The organism is Actinomadura rupiterrae (genome assembly GCF_024172125.1).
Classification (GTDB): Bacteria; Actinomycetota; Actinomycetes; order Streptosporangiales; family Streptosporangiaceae; genus Spirillospora; species Spirillospora rupiterrae.
In genome coordinates this window covers 827,215-851,126 of record NZ_JAMZEA010000001.1, presented here as the reverse complement: position 1 = coordinate 851,126, position 23,912 = coordinate 827,215, and the positions used below count along the sequence as shown (strand labels likewise).

20 protein-coding genes and 1 pseudogene are annotated in these 23,912 nt (G+C 72.1%); 17 read left to right on the top strand and 4 right to left on the bottom strand.

Translation table 11 applies throughout. From position 1 onward, the window contains the following. The first annotated feature begins 125 nt into the window (after window positions 1-125). The 3 genes and pseudogenes from FHU30_RS03795 (at window position 126) to FHU30_RS03790 (ending at window position 3,286) form a co-directional block, all read left to right on the top strand. On the top strand, window positions 126-755 hold the full coding sequence (locus tag FHU30_RS03795; protein WP_253871478.1) for a class I SAM-dependent methyltransferase: 630 nt from the start codon (window positions 126-128) through the stop codon (window positions 753-755). Beyond that, window positions 752-1,747, top strand: a pseudogene (locus FHU30_RS47590) (MFS transporter); the annotation flags it as partial. The gene FHU30_RS03795 and the pseudogene FHU30_RS47590, both read left to right, overlap by 4 nt. A gap of 984 nt (window positions 1,748-2,731) precedes the next feature. After that, a complete protein-coding gene (locus tag FHU30_RS03790; protein ID WP_253871476.1) occupies window positions 2,732-3,286 on the top strand; it encodes an MFS transporter in 555 nt (184 codons plus the stop codon). Window positions 3,287-3,685: 399 nt separating this feature from the next. Here the strand turns inward: FHU30_RS03790 and FHU30_RS03785 are convergent, their stop codons facing one another. Next, window positions 3,686-4,684, bottom strand: a complete 999-nt coding sequence (locus FHU30_RS03785; RefSeq protein WP_253871474.1) for a LysR family transcriptional regulator — start codon at window positions 4,682-4,684, stop codon at window positions 3,686-3,688. Window positions 4,685-4,878: 194 nt separating this feature from the next. Between FHU30_RS03785 and FHU30_RS03780 the strand changes: the two genes are divergently transcribed. Beyond that, window positions 4,879-5,811 carry a zinc-binding dehydrogenase gene (locus FHU30_RS03780; protein WP_253871472.1) on the top strand — a complete coding sequence of 311 codons (933 nt, stop codon included), beginning with the start codon at window positions 4,879-4,881 and terminating at the stop codon, window positions 5,809-5,811. Window positions 5,812-5,904: 93 nt separating this feature from the next. Here the strand turns inward: FHU30_RS03780 and FHU30_RS03775 are convergent, their stop codons facing one another. Further along, window positions 5,905-6,258 carry a YrdB family protein gene (locus FHU30_RS03775; RefSeq protein ID WP_253871470.1) on the bottom strand — a complete coding sequence of 118 codons (354 nt, stop codon included), beginning with the start codon at window positions 6,256-6,258 and terminating at the stop codon, window positions 5,905-5,907. Window positions 6,259-6,361: 103 nt separating this feature from the next. On the opposite strand from FHU30_RS03775, the gene FHU30_RS03770 reads away from it, so the two are divergent. Then, the gene (locus FHU30_RS03770; RefSeq protein ID WP_253871468.1) at window positions 6,362-6,766 is read left to right on the top strand and encodes a nuclear transport factor 2 family protein; all 405 of its coding nucleotides are present in this window, start codon (window positions 6,362-6,364) and stop codon (window positions 6,764-6,766) included. A gap of 457 nt (window positions 6,767-7,223) precedes the next feature. Here FHU30_RS03770 and FHU30_RS03765 read toward each other — a convergent pair whose 3' ends face one another. Continuing rightward, window positions 7,224-12,029, bottom strand: a complete 4,806-nt coding sequence (locus FHU30_RS03765; RefSeq protein WP_253871466.1) for an FtsK/SpoIIIE domain-containing protein — start codon at window positions 12,027-12,029, stop codon at window positions 7,224-7,226. Window positions 12,030-12,631: 602 nt separating this feature from the next. Here FHU30_RS03765 and FHU30_RS03760 point away from each other — a divergent pair. The 9 genes from FHU30_RS03760 (at window position 12,632) to FHU30_RS03720 (ending at window position 20,292) form a co-directional block, all read left to right on the top strand. Next, the gene (locus FHU30_RS03760) at window positions 12,632-13,555 is read left to right on the top strand and encodes a hypothetical protein (protein WP_253871464.1); all 924 of its coding nucleotides are present in this window, start codon (window positions 12,632-12,634) and stop codon (window positions 13,553-13,555) included. Between the two features lie 2 nt (window positions 13,556-13,557). Continuing rightward, entirely contained in the window at window positions 13,558-14,397 is an 840-nt protein-coding gene (locus tag FHU30_RS03755) for a hypothetical protein (RefSeq protein WP_253871462.1), read from the top strand. After that, the gene (locus FHU30_RS03750; protein WP_253871460.1) at window positions 14,398-15,696 is read left to right on the top strand and encodes a TadA family conjugal transfer-associated ATPase; all 1,299 of its coding nucleotides are present in this window, start codon (window positions 14,398-14,400) and stop codon (window positions 15,694-15,696) included. A gap of 37 nt (window positions 15,697-15,733) precedes the next feature. Then, the gene (locus FHU30_RS03745; protein ID WP_253871458.1) at window positions 15,734-16,687 is read left to right on the top strand and encodes a type II secretion system F family protein; all 954 of its coding nucleotides are present in this window, start codon (window positions 15,734-15,736) and stop codon (window positions 16,685-16,687) included. Window positions 16,688-17,162: 475 nt separating this feature from the next. Beyond that, a complete protein-coding gene (locus FHU30_RS03740; protein WP_253871456.1) occupies window positions 17,163-18,104 on the top strand; it encodes a type II secretion system F family protein in 942 nt (313 codons plus the stop codon). A 23-nt stretch (window positions 18,105-18,127) separates the two neighbouring features. Beyond that, window positions 18,128-18,337: a hypothetical protein gene (locus tag FHU30_RS03735; protein WP_253871454.1), complete on the top strand. Its 210-nt coding sequence runs from the start codon at window positions 18,128-18,130 to the stop codon at window positions 18,335-18,337. Window positions 18,338-18,719: 382 nt separating this feature from the next. Continuing rightward, the gene (locus FHU30_RS46875; protein ID WP_253871452.1) at window positions 18,720-19,157 is read left to right on the top strand and encodes a TadE family protein; all 438 of its coding nucleotides are present in this window, start codon (window positions 18,720-18,722) and stop codon (window positions 19,155-19,157) included. A 179-nt stretch (window positions 19,158-19,336) separates the two neighbouring features. Continuing rightward, the gene (locus tag FHU30_RS03725; protein WP_253871450.1) at window positions 19,337-19,756 is read left to right on the top strand and encodes a TadE/TadG family type IV pilus assembly protein; all 420 of its coding nucleotides are present in this window, start codon (window positions 19,337-19,339) and stop codon (window positions 19,754-19,756) included. Further along, entirely contained in the window at window positions 19,753-20,292 is a 540-nt protein-coding gene (locus tag FHU30_RS03720) for a TadE/TadG family type IV pilus assembly protein (protein ID WP_253871448.1), read from the top strand. The genes FHU30_RS03725 and FHU30_RS03720 overlap by 4 nt, the downstream gene beginning before the upstream one ends. Window positions 20,293-20,299: 7 nt before the next feature. Here FHU30_RS03720 and FHU30_RS03715 read toward each other — a convergent pair whose 3' ends face one another. Continuing rightward, on the bottom strand, window positions 20,300-21,160 hold the full coding sequence (locus FHU30_RS03715) for a hypothetical protein (protein ID WP_253871446.1): 861 nt from the start codon (window positions 21,158-21,160) through the stop codon (window positions 20,300-20,302). Between the two features lie 183 nt (window positions 21,161-21,343). On the opposite strand from FHU30_RS03715, the gene FHU30_RS03710 reads away from it, so the two are divergent. The 3 genes from FHU30_RS03710 to FHU30_RS03700 all read left to right on the top strand — a co-directional run bounded on the left by FHU30_RS03710 (window position 21,344) and on the right by FHU30_RS03700 (window position 23,178). Next, complete coding sequence (locus FHU30_RS03710) at window positions 21,344-21,778, top strand: nuclear transport factor 2 family protein (protein ID WP_253871444.1); 435 nt, start codon at window positions 21,344-21,346, stop codon at window positions 21,776-21,778. Between the two features lie 249 nt (window positions 21,779-22,027). Beyond that, window positions 22,028-22,663: a hypothetical protein gene (locus FHU30_RS03705; RefSeq protein WP_253871442.1), complete on the top strand. Its 636-nt coding sequence runs from the start codon at window positions 22,028-22,030 to the stop codon at window positions 22,661-22,663. A 254-nt stretch (window positions 22,664-22,917) separates the two neighbouring features. Next, window positions 22,918-23,178, top strand: coding sequence for a DivIVA domain-containing protein (locus tag FHU30_RS03700; RefSeq protein WP_253871440.1), 261 nt, complete (start codon window positions 22,918-22,920; stop codon window positions 23,176-23,178). Window positions 23,179-23,912: the final 734 nt, after the last annotated feature.

The following is a 23,912-nucleotide window of genomic DNA, read 5'->3' as shown; positions in this document are numbered from 1 at the left end:
CGGTTTCGGCAAGCGCGGTCGGCCTGCGGCGTTTCGTGCTTCCGAATGTTCGATGGTGCATGAAACGACCTCCGGTAGGACGATCGAGGACGGAGCCCGCGAGCGCCGGGCGCGGAGGTGGGACGGTGCGGACCAGTAACGAGCGCGTGCTTCGGGTCTTCGACGCCGTCGCCGACCGGTATGACCGGCAGATGGCGACCTGCGAGCGGCTGCTGTTTCCCGGCAGCCGGACGTGGGTGACCGGGCGCGCGTCCGGACGGGTCGTGGAGATCGCCGTCGGGACGGGCCTCAACCTGCCGCTTTACGGCGACGATGTCGTTTCGGTCATCGGGATCGACCTGTCGGAGCGGATGCCCGCGCTCGCGCGGGAGCGGGTCGAGGACCAGAAGCTCGCCGGCCGCGTCGAGCTGCGGCGGGACGACGCGCAGTGTCTCGACCTGCCGGACGGCTGTGCCGACACGGTCGTCTCGACGTTCACGCTCTGCTCGATCCCGAATGAGGAGGCGGCGCTGCGCGAAGCGTTCAGGATCCTTCGACCAGGTGGACGAATGGTCATGGCCGAACACGGTCCGTCATCCAACCTGTTCATTCGAACAATGATGCATCTGATCGAGCCGCTGATCGTTCGGCTGTCGGCCGACCACCTGACGCGCGATCCGCGGGGACCGCTGCGCCGCGCGGGATTCCGGATCGAGCATGTCGCGCGCGGACGCATGGGCGTGAGCTTCCGGATCGTGGCCGTCCGTCCGGAATGAACCGTCCGTCAGCGAGGCGGCGGCGGATCTTCCTCGGCGGGCAGGCGGTGTCACTGCTGGGGGACGGGCTGGCGGTGCTGGCCGTCCCGCTACTGGTGCTGCGGCTGACCCGCGATCCGCTGCTCGCCGGGCTGGCGGCAGCACCGCGCGGGGTCGGCTACCTGCTCGTTGGTGTCCCTGCGGGCGCGCTCGTCGATCGATGGAACGCCTGGACGGTCCTGGTCGTGGCGGACGTCGTGCGCGCTGCCGTCTTTGTGGCGTTGCCCGTGATGGTCTGGGTTGGTATGGCCCGGCTGCCGCTTGTGCTCGGGTTGGCGTTCGTTGCCGGGATCGCGACGGTGTTCTTCGACGCCGCTCTTGGCGCGTCCCTCAAGGATCTGTTCGCGAACGAGGGGTTGCTGCGCGCGAACGCGGTCATGGAGACGGCCGCGCAGTTGGCCGCCGTTGTCGGGCCTGCAGTGGTTGCCTTTCTCGCCGCTGTGGTCGGCGTGGGCGCCGCCTTGCTTTTGAACGCGGCGACGTTCGTCGTTTCATGCGTGTCGCTTGGTGTCGTTACGGACCGACGCCTGTTCATCCGAACGTTCGCGCTGCTTTGGTCGAGGAGGCGTGAGCGGTCGCTCATGCGAACAAACGCGCCGTCCACTACGGCAAAGGGTGCTCGGTTGGACGACCGAACATTCGGTGGCGAGGCGCAGCGGGGTGATCAGTCGTTCAAACGAACCTGGCCTGGGTGGGAGGGCGAGCGAACGGACAGCCAAGCGGTCAACCGAGCGCGGAGGTGGTGCTGGCGAACAAGACCGGTCTTCCCTGCTCGATCGCGCAGTGCCGTTCGCGGCCGAACACGGTTGGTCGCATCTGCGCGGAAAAGCGTCTTGAGGAGGCGAAGTTCGGTTACCGCTCAACGGTGTGCGTCCGTGTTCGCTTGGCAGGCGTGGGCGCAGGCGTGGGCGTGGGCGTGGGCGTGGGCGTGGCCGTGGGCGCAGGCGTGGGTGTGGACACCGATGCGGATGCGGGCAGGCGTCGGAGAGCGGGTGGGGGCGCAGGAGCAGGCGGGGATACAGGAGCGGGCTCGCGCGCGGGCGTCGGCGCGGGCACGGACAGAGGGCGTGGGGATGGGCGGGGGTGTGGGAACTAGCGGGGGTGCGGGCACGAGCCGGGGCACGGGCACGGGCCGGGGCGTGGGTGCGCGTCGGGCGCGGGGGTGGGTGGCCGTGCGGGTACGGGTGCGGGCATTGGTCCGGGCGCCCGCATGGATCTGGGTGCGGGGTTGGGCGCGCGAACGGGCGGGCGTGGGGTTGCTGGTGCGGGGAGCGGTCTGGGCACCTGCAGCGGTAGGCGCGCGGGTGGGGGGTCGGGCGCGCGGGCGGGCGAGTGTGCGGGTGCTGGTGTGGGCAGTGGGCTGGGCGCCTGCAGCGTTGTGGGTGCGGGGATGGGCGGGCGCGCGGGTGCGGGTGCGTGCATTGGTCCGGGCGTCCGCAGGGGTCTGGGCTCGGGGGTGGGCGCGCGGGCGGGCGGGTGTGCGGGTGCTGGTGCGGCGAGCGGCCTGGGCACCTGCAGCGGTAGGTGCGCGGGTGGGGGGTTGGGCGCGCGAGCGGGCGGGCGTGCGGGTGCTGGTGTGGGCAGCGGCCTGGGCACCTCCACCCGTGTGGGTGCGGGGGTGGACGGGCGCACGGGGGCGGGTGCGGGTGCGGGGGTCGGTCCGGGCGTCCGCAGGGGTCTGGGCGCAGGCATGGGCGGGCGAGCCGGCGGGCGTGCGGGGACTGGTGCGGGGAGCGGCCTGGGCACCTGTAGCGGTGCGGGTGCGGGGAGTGGGCTGGGCGCCTGTAGCGGTAGGGGCGCGGGTGCGGGTGCGGGTGGGTGAGCTGGCGGTGTGGGGGGCGGGGGTGGGGGGTGAGTGGGGTTTTGTCTTGTTTCTGCGGGGAGTTGGGCGGGACTTTTTGGAGGGGTTGCGGTTCTTGGTCGGGTGTCGGCCGCTGTTGGCGGTGACGGCGGTTCAGGTTGTGGTGAATCTGTGTCTGGCTGTGGACACTCTGATCGTCTATTTGGGGCGGGTCACGCTTGGGCTGCCCACGCATGCCGTGGCGGCGCTGGTTGCGGCTGAGGGAGTAGGCGGCGTCGCGGGGGCCATGGCGGCGGGCGTCGTCGCGCGGTGGCTTGGAACTATGGGTGCGGTGACCGTTGGTGTCGTTGGAGTCGGGACGGCGCTGGCCGCGATGGGGATGGTTTCGGACGCGTGGGGCCTGGTGCTTGCGAATGCCGTCCAGGGGGCTTCGGTGACCGTGGCGAGCGTGGTGAATCGGAGCGCGCGGCAGGCGTGGATTCCGCGAGAGTTGATGGGACGCGTCACGACGACGATCCGCTCGCTGGTGATTGCTGTGACGCCGATCGGCGCGGCGTTGGCGGGCTTGGCAAGTCGCGCATTCGGAAATGATCCGCGTCCTGTGTTCGTGGTGGCTGGAGCCTTCGCCGCCGGGACGATCCTGATCGGCTGGGCACTGGTCTTGCGCCGTCAGCCGGCACCGCCGCTGTAGGCAAACGGGCGGTGGTTGGTGCTGTCGTTGTAGTCGGCGCTTGCAGTTAGGGGCGCTGGAACTGCGCGGCTGGGGTGTCTGGGCGGCGGCACGTTGGTTGGTGGTCTGCGGCTGCCGGCGGACAGCGCCGGCGGACAGCGCCGGCGGACAGCGCCGGCGGACAGCAGGGCGCAGTTGGCAGGATGGCGCCGACGCTGCGGAGCCTGCGTCGCGGTGTTGATGCCGCGCAGGTGATGCCGCTCGGCCGACGTCGTGGGGCCCCGTGAGCCGCATGCAATGCCGAGGGCCCTTCCATGGGCGCTGGTGTGGGGCTGGCGGGGGCGGGTGGTCGGGGAGTTGGGGGCGCGGGTGATTCTTTGCGGTTGAGGTTGCAATGGGATGTTGCGCTCTGGGGGGTGGTCAGGTGAGGGGTGGGGCGGTGTAGGTGGTGGTGTCTTCGGTGGGGAGCCAGTCGGCGCAGGGGTTGTATTCGAGCCATCGGCGCGTTCGGGCTTTGGCCGTCAGGGCTTGGAGGAGGTCGGGGAGGCGGGGGTGGCCTGCGGCTTCGTTCCAGATGACCGACCAGGCGTAAAGGGGGACCGGGTCGACCAGGGGGACGGATCGGATGCCCGGGACGTCCGGCAGGCGGGCGTCGGCCGGGAAGAGGGTGAAGGCGTCCGGAGTGTCGCGAAGGTCGGCGAGGAGGCGTCCGGCTCCCAGGTTGACGGCCTCGATGCGGTCGCGGATTTCGAAGGCCTCGGCGAAGCGGCTCAGGAAGTCGAGGCGGTCGGCCGCCGCGGGGAACAGGAGGCGGCTGTCGCGGAGGTCGCCGGGGCGCAGTTGTTCGGTGCGGGCGAGGGGGTGGCGGTCGCTGAGCAGGGCGTCCATGGGTTCCAGGCGGACGATCCGGTGGGTCAGACCGCCGGCGGGTGGAAGCGCTGAGCGGTGGACGCGGCCGAAGCCGGCATCGATCTCGCCGCGCAACAGAGCACTGGCGACGGCCGGGAGGTCACGGGCGCGGCCGAGCTCGATGGCCGGGAGGGAGCGGTCTGGGCGGCCGGGGGGTAGCTCGTGCGAGTGGGGGGCGTTGATCACGTCGCTCAGTGTGCGGGACGGGTCGTAGAGGTGGCCCCATAGGTCGACTCGTAGGGGGCCGGCTTCGTCGCGGACGGCGGAGATGGCGGCGTCGGCGGCGGCCAGGGCGCGGCGGGCGGGGGCCAGGAAGCGCTCTCCTGCCGGGGTCGGTTCGACGCTTCCGTGGCCGCGTTCCAGCAGGCGGGTGCCGAGCAGTGCTTCCAGCCGGGCGATCCGCTTGGACAGTGCCTGCTGGGTCAGGCCGAGGTCGGTGGCGGCGTGGCCGAAATGGCGTGCTTCGGCCGTGGCCACGAAGGCGCGCACCTGTGCGAGGTCCAGATCCACGGGATCTACCTTGTCCGACAACTGTTGGTTGTCAAGTCGTCCTGATGGCTGTTGGCCGCGGGACGGCCATCCGCAGTGAACTGTGATCACGCCACGGACGAACGGTCCGGTGGAGCGGACGAGTCCGAAGGCGGGCAGGTGGCCGGAGTGCTGAAGGGGAGTCGGGTATCGGGCCCGGCGGGAAGGAGGCGATCATGAAGGCGTTGCAGCCGACGGGACGCGGTGACGAGCTGGTCGTCCTCGGTGATCGTGCTGAGCCGGAGCCGCGCCCGGACGAGGTGGTCGTGGAGGTCGAGGCGTTCTCGGTGAACCGGGGCGAGATCTTCAAGCTGGAGGCGGGCACCGGCTGGCTGCCCGGCAAGGACGTGGCCGGACGCGTCGTCCGGGCGGCCGCGGACGGTTCTGGTCCGCGGGAAGGCGCGCGTGTGGTGGGACATCCGCCGGCCGCCGGATGGGCGGAACGCGTCGCCGTCCGGACGGACGCGCTGGCCGAACTGCCGGACGCGGTCTCGGCGCAGACGGCCGCCGCGCTTCCGCTGGCGGGGCTGACGGCGCTGCGCCTGCTGCGGACGGCCGGTTCGGTGGCCGGGGCGCGGGTGCTGCTGACCGGGGCGTCCGGCGGGGTGGGGCACTACTTCACGGAACTCGCGACCGCCGCTGGAGCGCAGGTCACGGCGGTTTCGCGCCGTGGTGGACGGCTGGCCGAGCTGGGCGCGCAGGTCGTCCCGGACGTGGCGTCCGCCGAGGGGGCGTTCGACCTCGTGCTGGAGTCGACCGGCGGCGCGAACCTTCCGGCGGCGCTCGCGAAGCTGGTCCGCCGCGGGACGCTCATCTGGTTCGGCCAGGCCAGCCGGACGCCGGTCACGCTCGACTTCTTCAGCTTCTTCGACGGACCCGAATCCGGGACGATCCGGCACTTCCACTACGCCGATTCCGACATCCCGGACGGGACGGATCTCGCCACGCTCGTCAGGCTCGTCGCGTCCGGTCGGCTACATCCCGAAATCGGATGCAGCAGGGACTGGACGGACACCGCCTCCGTGCTGTCCGACCTGCGCGATCGTCGTGTCCGCGGGAATGCCGTCCTCACGGTGAGCGCGGAAGCGTTGGCGGCCACTGCGACATGACCGGGCCGCGCGCTGGGCGGGTGGAATTCCAAGCGGCCCGGCCACCGCGTGACCGAGCCGCGTCGGAAGTGTCGATCTGCTGCGGCTGGAATCTCAGCCCTGCTTCCAGATGAGGCGCAGGACGGCGTTGACCGCGTAGGCGGCGGCGAAGATCAGCGCCGGGGTCAGGGTGATGGAGGCGTAGAGCGCGAGGGCGCCGGTGCCGAACCAGGCGATCTCGAAGGCGGCGCGGACGGGGCCGGTCAGCGCGTAGGTGGCGTTCTTGCCGCCGCCCGCCGCGAACAGGCTCCACAGCGTCCCCATCAGGACGGGCGCGCCGAGGCCGACGAGGATCCGGACGCCCCAGTTCGAGCCGAGCGTGAAGCCCCAGTAACCGACGGAGATCAGCACGCCGAGCTCCAGGAAGAACATCAGCGCCATGTTGGCGCCCTTGGCGGCGGCGAGCATGCGGACCTCCGAAGTCCAGAAAGTAACTTTCGTCCCTGCGAGAGCAATGCTCTCGCGAGTGATGCTCACAGTCAAGAGCACTGCTCTCAGAAAGGAAGAGGCCATGAGCCCCAAGGAGATCGTCGTCCGCTACGTCGAGGCCGTCGCCGCAGGTGACCTCGCCACGATCACCGACAGCTTCGCCGAGGACGCGACCTGGACCTACCCCGGCGACACCCCGATCAGCGGCACCTGGAAGGGCCGCGACGCGATCATCAACGACTTCCTCGGCGGCGTCACCGCGGACGCCTTCGCCGCCCCGCCCACGATCGTCCTCACCGGTGTCATCGCCGACGGCGACCAGGTCGTCGCCGAGTGGACGGCCCAGGGCGACACCGTCCGCGGCGACCGCTACGACAACCGCTGCCTCGGCGTCTACACCGTCCGCGACGGCAAGATCGCCGCCGTCCGCGAGTACTGCGACACCGCGCACGCCGCCCGCGTCCTCTTCCCCGCCCCGGCGAACTGAGGACGACCACCACTCCGCCCCGGCGACCCGGCGACGCCCGCTTCTCCGCCCCGGCGAGCCGGCGACGCCTGCTTCTCCGTCATGGAGGATCGGCGCCGCCTGCTTGTCCGTCCTGGCGAATCCGACCACGCCCGCCTCTGGCGGGCTGACGGCGCCCGCCCTGCCATTCCGGTGGGCCGGCGTCGTCCGCTTGTCCGTCCTGGACAGCTGACAGCGCCCGTCTCTCCGCCGCGGCGAACCGGGGGCGTCTGCTTCTCCGGCTCGGCGAGCTGACGGTGCTTACTTGTCCACCCCGGCGAACTGACTGCGCCCAGCTCTCCAGTCCGGCGGGCTGGCGTTGTCCGCGGCTCCGCCCTGGCGAGCGACGGCCCCCGCTTGTCCGTCCCGGCGGACTGATGGCGCCCGCCGCTCCGTTCCGGCGGAGGGGGCGTGCGGGCCTTTGGTCTGGGTGGGCGGGCTAGGAGGAGGTCAGGGGTGGGGGGAGGGGGACTTGGATCTGGGTCGTGGTGCCCTGGCGGACGTAGAGGCCTCGGCCGGTGGGGCCGGCCAGGGAGGTGTTGCGGGGGAGGCGGAGGCCGAAGAGGTCGCCGTCGTCGGCGGAGTCGACGGCGAGGAGGACGCCGGAGCGGGAGCGGCGGGCGTCGGCGAGGAAGCCGCGGTAGCCGCGCCCCAGGTCCTCGGTGGTGCCGCCGAGGACGAGGGCGTGCTCGCCGTCGCGGGCCGTCCGGAGGACGTCGCGGAGGGCGTCGTCCAGCTCGGTCTCGTCCAGGAGTTCGGCGTCGTCCACGACGACGACGTACCGGTGCTCGTCGCCGATCGCGTCCTCCAACTCGTCGGACGACGCGTCGGACGACGTGAGAAGCCCCAGGACGCCGCGCCGCCCGGCCAGCATCCGCAGTGGCGAGCGTCGCGGAGTGACCAGGACGACAGGGACCAAGCCCCCAGCAACGGACGGGTCCAACAACGACTCGACCATCGTCCGCAACGTGGTGGAGCGGCCGGAACGCGCCGGACCGGCGACGACAAAGGCCGGCCCCTCGTTCAGCAGGTCGATGCCGATAGGGGCGAGCGTGTCGCCGCCGACGCCGACCAGGGACCACAGCGCGGACGGCGGCGTGAAGTCGGGGTCGAGCGCCATCGCCTCGGCGTAGGTCGAGCGGACGGGCAGCTCGTCCACGTGCAGCGGACGCTGGCGCCGGGGCAGGCGGCCGTAGCGGGTGACGGCGGCGCGCGCGATGTCCTGGAGGGCGGCGACCTGGGCCGTGCCGGACGGGTCGTCCGCGAGCAGGCCGATCTGCGACTCGCGCGGCGGGACGCCCGGCGCGGCGACCTCCAGGACGCGTCCCGGCGGCATCGACGCGGGGACCTGGCGTTCCTGCAATCCGGCGTATCCGTAATCGTTCGGATCGGCCATCCGCAGGACGAGCCGCCGGTCGAACACGGTGGAGACCTGGCCGGTGAGGCCCGTCCGGTCGCCGGTGAAGACGGCGCGCAGGCCGACCGCCGCGCCCTCGCGCAGCAGGCGCAGGACGACGTCCACGAGGCGGCCGTAGTCGTAGGAGTCGAACGCGCCGACGAAGCCCTCCCAGCGGTCGAGCAGCAGGACCATCCAGGGAAGCCGGTCGGCGGCGGCGACGGCGGCGCGCTGCTCGGACAGGGACGCGAAGCCCGCCTCGGCGAGCAGCTGCTGCCGGCGCGCGACCTCGGCGCCGAGCGCGGTGAGGAGGCGCTCGCAGCGGTCGAGCTGGTCGCGGGTGACGACGGCGCCGCAGTGCGGCAGCGACACCAGCGGCAGCAGCGCGCCCGCGCCGCAGTCGATCGCGTACAGGTGCACGTCGAACGGCGAGCAGGCGGCGCCGAGCGATCCGGCGAACGTGCGCAGCGCGGTCGAGCGGCCGGAGCGCGCGGTGCCCGCGAGGTACAGGTGGCCGCCTTTCACCAGGTCGGCGACCAGCGGCTCCCGCGACTGGACGGACGGCAGGTCGGTTATGCCGAACGGGATGGACGGGACGTCCACGACCGATCCCCCAGCGGCAGTGCGCGGCGCCAAGCGGATCCGCTCCGGAAGCGGCGTCAGCCACGGCGACGGCTGCCGCTCGATTCCCGCGCGGTGCGCGGCCTCCTCTATCGCACGCACGAGGACGGCCAGGTCGGTGACCGAATCGCCGGACGCGTCGTCCAGCGGTGCGCGCGGCCCGGGCAGCGGACGTCCGAGGCCCTGCCATCCGACGGTGTGCACGTCGGCGCGCCCGACGGGAGCGCCCGGCGCGGGACGCCGCCCGCCGACGCGCGCGGTCTGCACGAGGCGCGGCTCGTCCACCCCGGACCGCACGTAGCAGCGGCCCGGCGTCGACTTCCCGATCGTCGCGGCCTCCGGCGAGTCGAGGACGTCGGTCGACTCGTCCGGGTCGGTGACGCGCAGCGCGATCCGCAGGTTGGTGTTCGCGCGGATGTCCGCGGTCACCACCCCGGCCGGGCGCTGCGTCGCGAGGATCAGGTGGACGCCGAGGGACCGCCCGCGCCGTCCGATGTCGACCAGCCCGGCGACGAACTCGGGCAGCTCGGCGACCATCGCGGCGAACTCGTCGATCACCAGGACGAGCCGGGGCAGCCCGCCGTTCCCGTCCGCCTGGTAGTCGTCGATGTCCTTCGCGCCCGCGTGCAGCAGGATCTCCTCGCGGCGGCGGAGCTCGGCCGACAGCGATTCGAGCGCGCGCTCGGTCGCGTGCCCGTCCAGGTCGGTGACCATGCCGACGGTGTGCGGGAGGCGCGCGCAGTCGGCGAACGCCGCGCCGCCCTTGTAGTCGATCAGGACGAACGTCATCTCGTCCGGGCGGTTCGCGACCGCGAGCGAGGCGATCAGCGACTGGAGCAGCTCGGACTTGCCCGCGCCGGTCGTCCCGGCGACGAGGCCGTGCGGGCCGTCGTAGCGGAGGTCCACGGTGAACGGGCCGTCGGCGGTGAAGCCGAGCGGGACGCTGGTGGCGCGGCCGCCCGTCCGCTGCCAGGAGCGCAGCACGGCGTCCGCGTCCGGATCGGGCATCGCGAGCAGGTCGAGCAGGCGGGCGGACGAGGGGACGGCGTCCTCGGAGTCCTGCCGCGAGACGTCCCGGACGGGTGCGAGCGACCGTCCGACCCGCTCGGCCCACGCGACCGGCACGCGATCGACGAGCACCGGACCGATCGCGTCCAGCCCGTGCCCCCGCAGCCGGACGGTCGGACCGTCCTCCTCGAACGCCGCGACGACGCCGCACTCCTCGGGAAGCAGCTTCTCCTCGTCGTCCACGCAGATCGCGTAGAGGCCGTACTCGGCGCCGCGCGCGAGCAGCATCGGCATGCCCGGCTGGCGGCGCAGGGCGCGCGCGCCGTCCAGCACGATCAGGATGTTGTACGGGACGGCCTCGGGCGGCTTGCCCTGGCCGAAGAAGCTCTGCGCGGCCTGCGCGGCCCGCCGCCGCTCGCTCACCCTGATCGCCAGCTCGGTGATGCGGTGCGCGAGCGACTCCGGGTCGGACCCGACGAGCGCCATGCACTCCTCGCCCTCGCGCGGACGCGTGTGCGGCAGCCACCGCACCCAGTTCCACTCCTCGCCCGCCTCCGCGTCCGCTGTCAGGACGACGATCGCGAGGTCACGGGGGCTGTGCAGCGCCGCGGCCTGCGCGACCAGCCACCGCGCGAGGCCACGCGACGCCGACCGCGGTCCGGTCACGCCGAGCACCCCGATGTCCGGCAGCGGCAACGCGACCGGAACCAGCCGCGCCATCGGCGGCCCGTCCGCCAGACCTCCGCCCACCTCAACGCGTGCGCGACCGGCGCTGCCCTCGCGACCTGCGCCGCCGTCCATGAAGCCTGCACGGTCGCCGCGATCCGCCCCGCCGTTGCGACCTCCGCGTCCCGCGCGCCCGCCGCCGTCGCGTCCTGCGCGCCCGCCGCCGTCGCGTCCTGCGCGCCCGGCGCCGTTGCGTCCCGCGCGCCCGCCGCTGCCCTTGCGTCCCGTGTTGGGCTTGCGGCTCGTGTTGTCGGCGGTCGGGAAATCCTCGCGCGCCGAGCCTCCGGGGAAGGGGGCAGGCGAGGCGAAGCGGCCCGCGGCGTTGATGGCGTCCGCGGCGTTGATCGCGTCGGCCGCCCGGCCGCCGTTCGCGCGCGGGACGGCGCTGGTGGCGAGCCCGCCGCTCATGCTGGACGACGGACGTCCCGGAAGCGGCCCGTCGCTGCGGATCTCGATGAGGGCGGGCAGGTCGGCGAGGCCGAGGCGCAGGTGCAGCGCGTCCGGATCGGTCATGCGCCGCTCCCAGAGGCGGCGGCGCGGACCGGTCGCCGTCAGCAGGATCTCGGCGGGATCGGGGTCGGCGTCGCGGCGCTCGCGCTCGTCCTCGCGGCGCAGCCCGGCCAGGCGCGCGCCGAACGCGGCGCTCTCCTCCTCGTACTCGCGCAGCGCCTTCTTGTAGGACTTGCGCCCGTACATCCGGTCGCCGACCCACTCGCCGAGCGTCATCACGGGCCACGCGAGCGCGAACAGCGCCCACCACCACTGCCGCAGCGCGACCGCCATGACCAGGCCGAACGCCGAGAACAGCAGCGCGCCGAACAGCCGCAGCCGCTCCTTCGGATCCCGCTCGGGACGCTTCGGGACGTCGATGCTCCGCTTCCGCACGGCAGGCTTCAGCCGCGGTGGACGGTTGAACGCCAGCCCGCCCTCGGGCAGCGGCTCCAGATGCGTGTCGGGCTTCGCGCTCGGCGCCAGCATCAGGACGCTCGACCCGACGGCCAGCACGCTGCCGATCTCCCACGGCCGCTTCCCGTCGAGCGGGACCCCGTCGAGGACGGCATGCCCGAGCGTGTGCGCGGACGGCTCGACCTCCGTGCCGTCCCGCCCGACCGTGACGCGCAGCGACACCTCCGGGACGTCCGGGTCGTCCAGCGTGAGGTCGGCGCGCTCGCCGGACCCGACCGTGACCGTCCCGAACCCGAGCCGGTGCACCGGACCCGCGGACGGCCCGCCGACGACGCGCACCTCGACGAGCCCGGACGGCTCGCCCAGATCCGTCGCCGCGGCGGTGCGCCGGTCGACGCCGACGACCGCGCCGTCCCGCAGCTCGCGCGCCGCCGGGGCGCGCGGGTCGAGCATCCGGCCGTCCGCCCACAGCCCGTCGCCGCCCACCGCGAGCGCCCGCGCGACGCCGCCGACGGTGGCCCTGCCGTCCACGTCCGCCACGACGTCCCGGGGCCCCTCGTGGGTCAGCGCCGTGAACGAGATCCGCATACCAGCCCCTCTGCCCCGCCCTACCGACCGGCCCGCGCCGCACGCGTCCGCTCCCGGCACCGCGCTCGTGCCCCGGGCCGGGGCCCTGGGGGACGCGTCGGCTGCGGCTCACTCTAACGAGCCGCCCCGACGAGGACCGCGCGGACGGCGCGACCGCATCGCTGGACGGCCCAACGACGGACACGCGACACCCGACGTCGGCCATCCGACAGCAACGGCGGCGGTCGTCCGGCAGGACGGCGACGGTCGTCCGGCAGGACGGCGACGGTCGTGCGGCAGCGCGGCGACGGTGGTCGGGCAATCATCCGACGGGGCGGTGGCGGTCATCGCCAACGATCCGGACACGGCTCGCGGCACTTTCCGTCATTTACCAACAGAACGGCTTTATCGGGTGTCCGATTCGGGATGTCAGTGGCCGGAGTGACCCGGGGTAAGCCGCGAAGTGGCCGGCGAAACGGCTGGTCACCTGCGGTCCTTTGGTCACGTCCCGGGTACGGGTGGCCGAATCCATTGACGGGGGCTCATCCGTCCCGCAAGCATGGATCGCCCGGCGATTCGGAGATCTCCCCCATCCGAGATTCCGGCGGGCGCGAAAGGAGCACGTGGCTGCCCCCATGAAGAGCGACCAGCGGGCGACGAGCGGACGGGGCGGGCTCGCGGCGAGCCCGGCGGGCGGCGGGCTCGGGTCCACCGGGCTCGGCACGGCGGGCGGGCAGCGGCTGCCGAGCGCGCCGCGCGAGCGCAAACCGGCGCTCGCGGCGCTGGCCGTGCTGCTCGTCCTGGGCGGCGCGCTGGCCAGCGCGTACCTGGTGATGGCGAGCGGCCAGCGGGTGTCGGCGATCCGGATCGCGCAGCCGGTCGCGGCCGGGCAGCAGATCCCGATGTCGGCGCTGCAGGAGGTGCAGGTCGGCGACACCGGCATCGAGTACATCGCCTGGTCGGAGCGCGCCAAGGTCGCGCAGACCTACGCGGCGGTGCCGCTGGTGCGCGGCGCGCTGCTCACCAACTCGATGGTCAGCCGGACGAACGGCGCCGCGCAGGGACGCATGATCGTCGGCCTGTCGCTGAAGCCCGGCCAGTTCCCGGCGAAGGGCCTGGAGTCCGGCAAGCGGGTCAGCCTGTACGCGGTCAGCGGCGGCAACGGCTCCTCGGCCGTCCGCGCGGGCACGGTCCTCGCGCCGGACGCGATCGTCATCGGCGTCTCGAACGGCGGCGGCGGACGGCTCGGCAGCGAAGGCGTCGCCGTGGACGTGGCCGTCCCGCCGAACCAGGTCGCGGCGGTCACGCAGGCCGCGTCGAGCGGGCTGGTCGCGGTCGCGCTCATCCCGGACGGCACGCAGCCGCAGGGATCGGACGTCCCGCCGCAGCCCGGCGTCTCGCCGTCCGCGCCCAACGACACGCCCTCCGGCAACAACCCGTCCGGCAACCCGTCGGGGAACCCGTCCGGGAACGCTCCTTCGGGCAACGGGCCCGCCGGGCGCCCCTCGGACAAGCCGAAGCACTCGCCCGGCACGGGCGGAGGCTGACCGTGGCTCTCATCGCGCTCGCCGCCGACAAGGGGGCCCCGGGCGTCACGACGGCCGCGGTGGCGCTCGGCGCGGTCTGGCCGCGCCCGGTGCTGGTCGCCGAGTGCGACCAGGCGGGCGGCGACCTGGTGTACCGGCTGCCCGCCGATCCCGGCACGTCCGACGGGTCGGCGATGCTCAACCCGTCCCGCGGACTGCTCAGCCTCGCCGCCACGGCGCGTCGCGGATTGCGGCCCGACCAGATCGCCGAGCACTGCCAGCGGCTCGTCGGCGGCCTGGACGTCCTGGTCGGCCTCACCAACGCCGAGCAGGCGCAGGGCATGACCTGGCTGTGGACGCCGCTCGCGCGCGCGTTCCGCGGCCTGCAGGAGGTGGACGTCCTCGCCGACTGCGGACGGCTCGGCGCGGGCAGCCCGCTGAACGACCTGCTGCGCGAGGCGGACATGGTCGTCCTGCTCACCCGCGCGACCCTCGAACAGGTCGCCCACCTGCGCGAACGCGTCGTCGCGCTGACCGGCGAGCTGCGCGGCGGACCGCCGCTCGGCGTCGTCGTCCTCGCCGACCCGCGCGACTTCCGCGCGTCCATCGCCGAGGTCGACCGGATCCTCACCGGTACGCGGCAGCGGCTGGAGGCGCGCGGCGGCGTGCCCGCGCCGCCCGTCTCGGTGCTCGGCGGCCTCGCGCTCGACCCGAAGGGCGCCGAGCTGCTGTCCGGGCAGTGGGGCGGACGCCTGGACCGCACGCTGCTCGTCCGCTCCGCCCGCGAGGTCGCGACGGCCCTGACGGCCAGGGTGAACGCCGCCGGCGCCGCCGAGCCGCTGATGGCCGAGGGGAGGTTCTAGATGGACCACGCGCTCGTCAAGCGGCTGCGCCAGGAGGTCGGCGACCGGCTCGCGCAGCAGCGCCGGCTGGACGGCGCGAACGGCCTGCCGCCCATGTCCGGCGAGGACGAGCGGCAGTTCGCCCGCGCGCTGATCTCGCAGGTCCTGGAGGAGTTCGCGCGCGGCGAGATCACCTCCGGGCGCCGTCCGCCCAACGCCGAGGAGGAGGAGGCGCTCGCGGCGGGCGTGCACGCGGCGCTGTTCGGCGTCGGCCGCCTCCAGCCCCTGCTGGAGGATCCGGAGATCGAGAACATCGACGTCAACGGCTGCGACCGCGTCTTCATCGGCTACGCGGACGGCCGCGAGGTGATGGGCGAGCCGGTCGCCGAGACCGACGAGGAGCTCGTCGAGCTGATCCAGATCCTCGCCGCCTACTCGGGCCTGTCGTCGCGGCCCTTCGACACCGCGAACCCGCAGCTCGACCTGCGCCTCCCGGACGGCTCGCGGCTCTCCGCCGTGATGGACGTGACCGTCCGGCCCGCCCTGTCGATCCGCCGCGCGCGTCTCGGCAAGGTCTTCCTTTCCGATCTCATCGGCAATGGAACCTTCACCCCGGAGGTAGGGCGCTTCCTGCGCGCGGCCGTCCTCGCCCGCAAGAACATCATGATCGCCGGGGCGACGAACGCCGGGAAGACGACGCTGCTGCGCGCGATCGCCAACGAGATCCCGCAGCACGAGCGGCTGATCACCGTCGAGCGCGCGCTCGAACTCGGCCTGGACGCCTTCCCCGAGCTGCACCCGAACGCCGTCGCGTTCGAGCAGCGGCTGCCGAACTCCGAGGGCCAGGGCGCGATCTCCATGGCCGAGCTCGTCCGCCGCTCCCTGCGCATGAACCCGTCCCGCGTGATCGTCGGCGAGGTCCTCGGCGACGAGATCGTCACCATGCTGAACGCGATGACCCAGGGCAACGACGGCTCGCTCTCGACCATCCATGCGAACTCGTCCATGGAGGTCTTCAACCGCATCGCGACCTACGCGATCCAGTCCGAGGAGCGCCTCCCGGTCGAGGCCACCCACATGCTCATCGCCGGCGCCATCGACTTCGTCGTCTTCATCGAGAAGCGCAACGACTACGCGGTGGGCGGCCGCCTGCGCCGCTACGTCGCGTCCATCCGCGAGGTCACCGGCGTCGACGGCCGCGTCCTGTCGTCCGAGGTCTTCGCCCTCGCCCCCGACGGCCAAGCCCACCCCGCCGCCCCCATAGCCTGCGCCGCCGAACTGGCCGACCACGGCTACGACCCAGCCGCCGGAGCCTGGTGACCATGCCGAAGAACGCCCACGCGCGCGGGAGGACGTGATGTTCGCACCGGACGTCCTGCTCGCCATCATCACCGGCGCGATCGCCGGAGGCGGCCTCCTGCTCCTCATCGTCGCGCTGCGCGGACTGCCCGCGCGTCCGGGCCAGCCCCGCCGCAGCCGCGAGGACCTCATCCGCACCCTCACCACGCGGACGGCCGTCGCCGTGATGAGCGCGCTTGCCGTCCTCGTCGTCACCCGCTGGGTCGTCGCCGCGGCCGGAACCGCCGCGCTCGTCCTCGCCTGGAACGGCCTGGCGGGCGGCGCCGCCGAGGAGCGCCGCGCGATGGCCCGCCTCGAAGCCCTCGCCGCCTGGACCGAGTCCCTCCGCGACACCATCGCGGGCGCCGTCGGCCTCGAACAGGCCATCCCCGCGTCCCTGCGCGCCGCCGCCCCCGCCCTCCAGCAGCCCCTCCGCGTCCTCGTGGACCGCCTGCACACCCGCGTCCCGATGCCCGAGGCCCTGCGCCGCTTCGCCGACGACCTGGACGACCCGTCCGCCGACCTCGTCGTCGCCGCCCTCATCCTCAACGCCAAGCTCCGCGGCCCCGGCCTCCGCGACATGCTCGGCGCCCTCTCCACCTCCGCCCGCGCCGAGCTCGACATGCGCCGCCGCGTCGAAGCCGACCGCCGCGCCACCCGCCGCAGCGTCCGCATAGTCGTAGCCGTCTCCGTAGGCACCGCCCTCGTCCTCGCGATCTTCAACCACGGCTACGTCCGGCCGTACGACGACTTCCTCGGCCAGCTCGTCCTGATCCTGGTCATCGCGCTGTACGCGGGCGGTTTCGTGTGGCTGCGGCAGCTCTCCAAGTACGAGCTCCCGGGCCGTTTCCTGGTCGAGCCCAAACCGTCGCCCGGCGTCCCCGGAGAGGTCCCGAGCACCGTCGCGAACTGGCGCTCCGGCTCCTCCCTGCGCGGCCGCCACACCATGGACGCCGGAGGAGGCAACCCATGACCACCCCCTCCCGCGAACTCCCGCCCCCGCAACCCACTCGCACCCAAACCACCCCCCACGCACAGAGCACCCCACCCACCCCCAGCAAGCCCTCACCCCCCGTCGCGCACACACGCCCAGCCCCCGCCCCCAGCACGCGCGTAGGCCCACCCCTCGCCCCCGGCACGCGTGTGGGCCCGGCCATTGCACCTGGCGCGCGCACACGCCGAGCCACCGCCCCCGGCGTGCGCGTGGGCCCAGCCGTTGCGCCCGCCGCGCGCACATGCCCGGCCACTGCGCCCGCCGCGCGTGTGGGCCCAGTCACCGCCCCCGGGGCGCGCGTAGGCCCAGCCAATGCGCCTGGCGCGCGTGTACGTCCAGCCATTGCGCCCGGTGGGCGCGTGGGCCCGGCCATCGAGTCTGGCTATCGCGAGCCTGCGGTGCGGGGGGCTGCTCTTGCGCGGCTGGTGGTTCGGCCGGTGGGAGTGGGCTGGGGATGGGCAGGCGTGGAGAGGGGGACGGCATGACGGGCGCGATCCTTGCCGGGGCCGTTGTCGGGCTCGGGCTGTACCTGCTGTCGCGTGCGCTGTTCCCGCCACGTCCGGGGCTGGCGACGCGGCTGGCCACCTTCGACGCCGCGCGGGACCGCGAGCTTGTCACCCGTCCCACCCGGACGTCCCCGACGCTGGAGAAGGTCGGGGGGCTGCGCGCCCGCGTCGGCACGGCGGCCGTCCGCTACTGCGAGGCGCGCGGGTGGCAGCTCAGGTCGATCCGCGCGGACCTCGCCATCACCGACCGGTCGCTGGAGGCGCTGCTGGGCACGAAGTTCCTGCTCGCCGCGTCCGCGCTGCTGTTCATACCGGTCGTCACCGGCTACTTCGCGCTGCTCGGCCTCGGCGCGAACCTCGAAGCGCCGCTGTGGCTGTGCGGCGCGTTCGCGATCCTGTTCTTCTTCATGCCCGACATGCAGCTCCGGCACGAGGCGCGCGGACGCCGCCAGGACTTCCGGCACGTCGTCGGAGCGTTCCTCGACCTCGTCGCGATGAACCTCGCGGGCGGACGCGGCGTCCCCGAGGCGCTGCTCGCCGCGTCCAGCGTCGGCGACGGCTGGGCGATGCTGCGGATCCGCGAGGCCCTGTCCAACGCGCGCATCTCCGGCCGGACGCCCTGGCAGTCGCTCGGCGACCTCGGCGACGAGCTGGCGGTGGAGGAGCTGCGCGACCTGGCGGGCGCGCTCTCCCTGGTCGCCGACGACGGCGCGCAGATCCGCAAGTCCCTGGCCGCGCGCGCCGCGTCCATGCGCAGCCGCGAGCTGTCCGACCTGGTCGGTCGCGCGAACGAGCGGTCGCAGTCCATGCTGGTGGCGCAGCTGCTGTTCTGCGCCGCCTTCCTGATCTTCCTCGCCTACCCCGCTCTGATGCGCCTCACGACCTCGTGAGGCGCCGCGAAGAAGGAGTACCGATGAACCCCCTGAACGATCCGATGGTCGTCTACCTGCGCGCTCTCCTGTCCGACCGCATGCACCGCCTCCGTTCCGGCGACGCCGACCGGACGCTCGGCGCGTCCGCGATCGAGTGGGCCATCATCACCGCGATCCTCGTCGGCGTCGCCGTCGCCATCGGAGCCGTCGTCAAGGGACGCATCGACAAGGAGGTCGCGAACATCAAGTAACCACCGCCCCCCAGGAGGACCCGTCATGCCGCGCGCAAAGCCCCACCCCCCGAAGGCCGGACCCCGCGTCCGCCCGTCGCCGAGTGCCCGGCCGACCCCCCTCCCCACTCAGACGCGCGCCTACGCGGCGCCTAGTACCTCGCCGACGCCCCTCCCCGCCCAAGCCCTCGTTCGTGCGGTGCCTAGTGCTCCGCCGACGTCCGTCCCCGCTCAGGCCCGCGCCTGTGCGGTGCCTTGTGCTCCGCCGACGTCCGTCCCCGCTCAGGCCCGCGCCTGTGCGGTGCCTTGTGCTCCGCCGACGCCCATCCCCGCTCAGGCCCGCGTCCGCGCCGCGGCCCGAGCCCTCCTCCGCAGGCGTGGCGCGACGTCTCGCGAGGGGTTCGTGCGGGAGGACGAGAGCGCTGGAAGTCGTGACCGGGGCGCGTCCGCGATCGAGTTCGCCATCCTCGCGCCGATCCTGATCCTCACGCTACTGGCGGTGTTCCAGTTCGCGTTTTACTACTACGCGCGCGAGATCACGCTCGCCGCCGCGCAGTCCGGCGCCCGCGTCGCCCGGACGACACCGGACGGCGGCTGGCAGGGGGAGGCGGAGCAGTCCGCGCGCGACTCCGCGTCCAAGGTCGGGAAGGGCATGCTGGACGGCGACGTCCAGGTCCAGTCGGGCCAGGACGGTGACCAGCGCTGGGTCGAGGTCAGCGGCAAGGTCGTCAAGGTCATCCCGTTCGTGAACTTCCACGTCTCGCAGCGCTCCCGCGGCCCCATCGAATGCTTCCGCCCGGACGAGGGCACCGGCACCGCCTGCCAGGGCGGCACCCCATGACTCGGCACCGGCCACGTCCACCCTCCGTCGCGACGGTACGGTCTCGTCCCGACCGCACCGCATCGCATAGCGCCGATCCCGTCTCAGCGACGTCAGAACGCAACGGTCCCGTCCTGACGCGCGCTGCGTCACGCGGTTGGACAGAACGCAACCGTTTCGTCCACTCCGTATTGGGGCGGGTGCGGGGTGACCAGGGGACGATGACGCTGGAGATGGTCTTCGCGACGCCGATCATCCTGTTGCTGATCGGGCTGCTCGTGATCTCCGGACGGGTCGTGGACGCGCAGAGCCAGGTGGACGGCGCCGCCCGGGACGCCGCGCGCGCCGCGTCCACGGCGCGGTCCGAAGGGACGGCCCGCGACCTCGCCCAGCAGGCCGCGACGGGCGACCTCTCGGGGCATGACTGGTGCGCCGGCGGGCCCTCGATCAGCCCCGACACCAGCGCCTGGGGCGCGGGCGGACGCGTGACCGTCACCGTCACCTGCCACGTCGACTTCTCCGACCTGGCCCTGCCCGGCTTCCCCGGCAGCCGCACCCTCACCGGCAAGGCCGTCGCCCCCATCGACACCTACACCTACCGCGGCGGTGGCAACCCATGACCTCACGGCACCCGAGGCGGCAACGCCGGCGCCCGGGACACGGACGCCAGGACCACACACGTCCGGCACGGCAGCGTGGTGAACGCCGGTACGCGCTGTTCGGCAGGCTTCGCGACCCGGCCGAACGCGATCGGGGGACGATCACGCTCTACATCGTCCTTTTCACGCCTGCCGTGTTCGTCCTCGCCGGCCTGCTCCTGGATGGCGGACGCGCGATCCACGCCCGCCAGCGCGCCGCGGACATGGCCGAGCAGGCCGCGCGCGCAGGAGCGAACCAGATCGACACCGCGACCCTCCGCGACACGGGCAAGGTCCAGATCGACACGCTGAACGCGTGCGCGAGCGCCTACTCCCTCCTGGACGACTACGGCCAGCAGGTGGACGCTCGCAACTGCGACCCGACCCCGAACGAGGTCCGCGTCTCCGTCCAGATCACCGTCCATCCGCAGCTGCTCGGCATCATTCCCGGCATGGGCGAATTCCATATGAGCTCCAACGCCACCGCCCATCCCGTAACGGCCGACAACCCGCGGTAGCGGGGCCTTACTTGACCATTCTGAACGTGGCCTTGGGCTGTGCGAGCTTCTTCCGAAAGAACGCCCCGACAATGCCGGTGTCAGTGCGCTTGTTCTCTGTGAACAGGTAGACGACGTCCGCGCCCGAGAGCGTCCCCTGGACCAGCCGATACCCCCGGAACTGCTTAGCGAGCCCATTCGCATACGCTCGGCTCGTGAAGAAGTACTGCCCGTAGACGGTGCTCTTGGCGACCGGGTATCTGTGCGTGCGGCGAATCGTGTCGGCGGTGCTCTTGGGTACCCATTTCCACACGGTCATCGTCTTGGGAAGCGGATGCGGCCTCCCGGTATCAAACGAGGCGGCCAGCGCATAGCCATAACTCGGGTTGCCCTGGTCGTACTGAACCCAGACGTAACCCTTGGTGCACTTCTTGGGTGTCAACGTCCCCGTGAGCTGTTTCGCCGGGACGACGGGGCTGCTCGGGCTGTGGTTCAGGCCACCCGGAATCTTCGTCCACGTCCAGGCTGAATACTGCCGGAAGTCCGGCTCAAGGCACGAGACCTCCCACCGGTATCGCGCCTTGCTGGGATGACTGGTCGCGTCGACGCCGATGACGGCGCTGAGTCTCAGCTTCTTGCCAGGGGCCAGGAAGTAGTGCGGGTCGGGATCGAGCGCCGACCAACCGGCGGGCGTCGTCCGCCACAACGATGCGCGACTCGGCAGGGTGAGCACTTCCTGATTGATTCCGATCCACATGCGATACGCCTCGCAGCAACCGTCCTTGACGGTGTGCGGCACGGCCGCTGAGGCCGTCGGGGCCGACGCGCTCGTGGCGGCGACCACGCACGCCGCCGTCCAGGCAACTCCGCGAAAGACGAGACGAGCCATGAGTGTCGACCTCATCGGTTCTCAAGGCATTGGGGCCAGGCGAGAAGGTTTGCAGCTGTTGTCTATGAGGGTCAATGAGCCAGTGTGGCCACAAGCGGCAGTAGAGAGCCGGGGGTCAAGTGTCGGATTTTCGCCAGCGCTGCGAGGGCCTGGCGTCCATGCTCGGTGGCCGGGAGGAGAGACATGGCGAACGAGTTGGACGCGTGGGGCGTGATGGAAGGGTTTTATGAGGCCGAGGCCGCTTATGTGGCCGGGGGCGGGTACGGCAGGGCGAGCTTTGTGTCGGTTGCTGCTTATCTCGATCCGGACGTCGTGCTCTACCAGGCGCCCGGGATGCCGTTCAGTGGCACTGGGGAATGGCGTGGCCACGAGGGAATGGAGCGGTTCATGGCCGCTTTCGGCGGGACCTGGGAGTCGATGGAGTTCCTGGACCAGGAGCACTGGGGGGACGGTGACACGGTCGTGGTGAGCAACCGCGTCCGGTTCCGGGCCAAAGCCACCGGGCGCGAGGTGGAGACCCGCATCGTCCAGCTGATCAAGGTGCGGGACGGCATGATGCTGGAGTGCCGTCCCTTCTATTGGGACCCGGCGGCGATTGCGGCCGCCTGTGGAGCGTGAAGTGGGAGTCCTCGTTTTGTCACGCTGGTACAGATGTAGCTGCTAACCGCATGAGTGATCGTCGAGGGGGCGCGTGTTGCGAATAATGCCTGGCGGGATGTTCTGTCTTCGCTGCGGACTCGGATTGTCAGGCAGGTACATTTCGCCTTGCTCAATCTCTGAGTAGTGGCGTGATCTGGTCATTGTTTCGACAAAGGCATGGGCTTATCTTTCCGTTATCCATGGTCGATGGTGGGAGAGGGAAAAGTCATGTCACGAACTCTGCGCCGGGGCTTTGCCGCGTCGACTGGCGTTGCGGCGCTCATCGCGCTCGGTGCCGTCCCTGCTTCGGCGGCCACGTGGACGGTCACGGGAGCGACGAGTTCGACCGCAACGTCCACCACGGTTCACATCACCGACAGCAGCACGGGCGCGTCGACCAGCTGCGACTCCTCGACCATCAAGGTGACCTGGGCGCCCATCTTCGGCCATCCGGACGCGGTCGGCAGGATCGACGCCTGGACGTTCAGCAGCACCGGCGCGCCGAGCGGGTACTGCCTCGGGCCGCTCGGCCTCCTGATCAAGATCACGGTCGTCGGCCTGCCCTACTACATGGTCGGTGGCTCCTACTCGTTCGGGACGGCGCGCGGCTCGATCCCCGGGGCCCGGTTCACGATCGCCTCAAGCGACGGCTGCCAGGCGACGCTCGGCGGCCCGGGCGGCGGGACCGCCACCCTCGGCTGGACCTACACCAACAGCGGGGCACGGCTCACGATCAGCGGCGGCGACCTCGTCGTCCAGACGGTGAACGCGTCGTGCGACCCCGCGCTGATCAATGCCGGCGACGGCTTCTCGATGGACGGCTCCTACCTGGTGACGCCGCCGGTGACCATCACGAGTCCGTGAGGCGGGCTTCGGCGAGCAGGGGAGGGAGGTGGGTGCGGGTGAGCTGGGCTGCGCTGGCGTGGGTCGTGGTGGGGCGAGGTGGGAAAGTCCTCTGGACGCGGCTTTCGAATGAATGCACTGTGCGTAGCCACTCATAATCCCGATCCGGCGGTCTTGCTCATCGGTGACCAAAGTTTCAAAGCCAATCCGCACTTGCGCAACAATCTGCCGCCGATTCGATGCCGGGCGGCGATCAGGCGTGTTAGACGGTGCGCATGGGCAACGAGCGATCCATGTGGCAGGCACTGCTGAACGGCTCCCCGCGCGGGGGCCAGGACCTGATCTACCCGCCCCCGCGACGCATGACCCCGGCGGACGTCGAGCGGACGCGCTTCACCACCACGCGCCTCATGCCGGGCTACTCCATGGACGAGGTGGACGCGTTCCTCGACCAGGTACGGGACGAGATGGCGCGTCTCATCCGCGAACGCGACGAGGCGCGCGCCTTCCGCCGCGACTCCCGCCGCCTGTCCTGACACGCACCATGAGGGCCCGCGTCGCTCGTCCTGAGACGCATCGTGAGGCCCGCGTTGCTCGTTCGGCGACGCACCGGAGCAGGCGGCGCTGGCAGGTGCCCGAACCGGCCCAGGCGTCGCCGTCGTGCCCTGCTCTGGTCCAGGTGTTGCTGTTGTGCCCCACACCGGCTCAGGTGTCTCACCTCGGCTCAGGTGTCCACTATCGGGTCGGCGTTGCAGTCGTGGTGCGTCGGCCTGGGCGTCGTGGATGAGCGCGCCCGGCCGTGGGTTGCTTGGCGGGACCTGCGCCGACCGCGGTGATGCTTCGCCTGGCTCGATGTCCGACGCATCGTGATTTGCGCTGCAAGCCCGTGCGATGCGTCCTGTGCGATGCATGCGCACGGCTTGTCGTGATGCGCGGCTTCGGCTTGGCCCGTTCCACGCGCTGCGAGGCGTACCCCGCATCGTGAGACGCATCGCGTCCCGTGATCCGTATCCCGTGGCTTGAGACGCGCTCCCGCGTTGACCTTCCGCTTTGCACGCCTGCGCTGCACGTCTGCATTGCGCGTTCGCGCTCAGAGTCAGTTTTGCGTGCCCGTGCTGCGTGCCCGTGCTGCGCACCCGTGTTGCGCGTCCGTGTTGCGCGTCCGTGCTGCGCGCCTGTGTTGCGCGTCCGTGCTGCGTGCCTGTGTTGCGCGTCCGCCTGCGTGTCCGTGTTGGGCGTCCGTGCTGCTGTCCGCGTTGCGGGCCTGTGC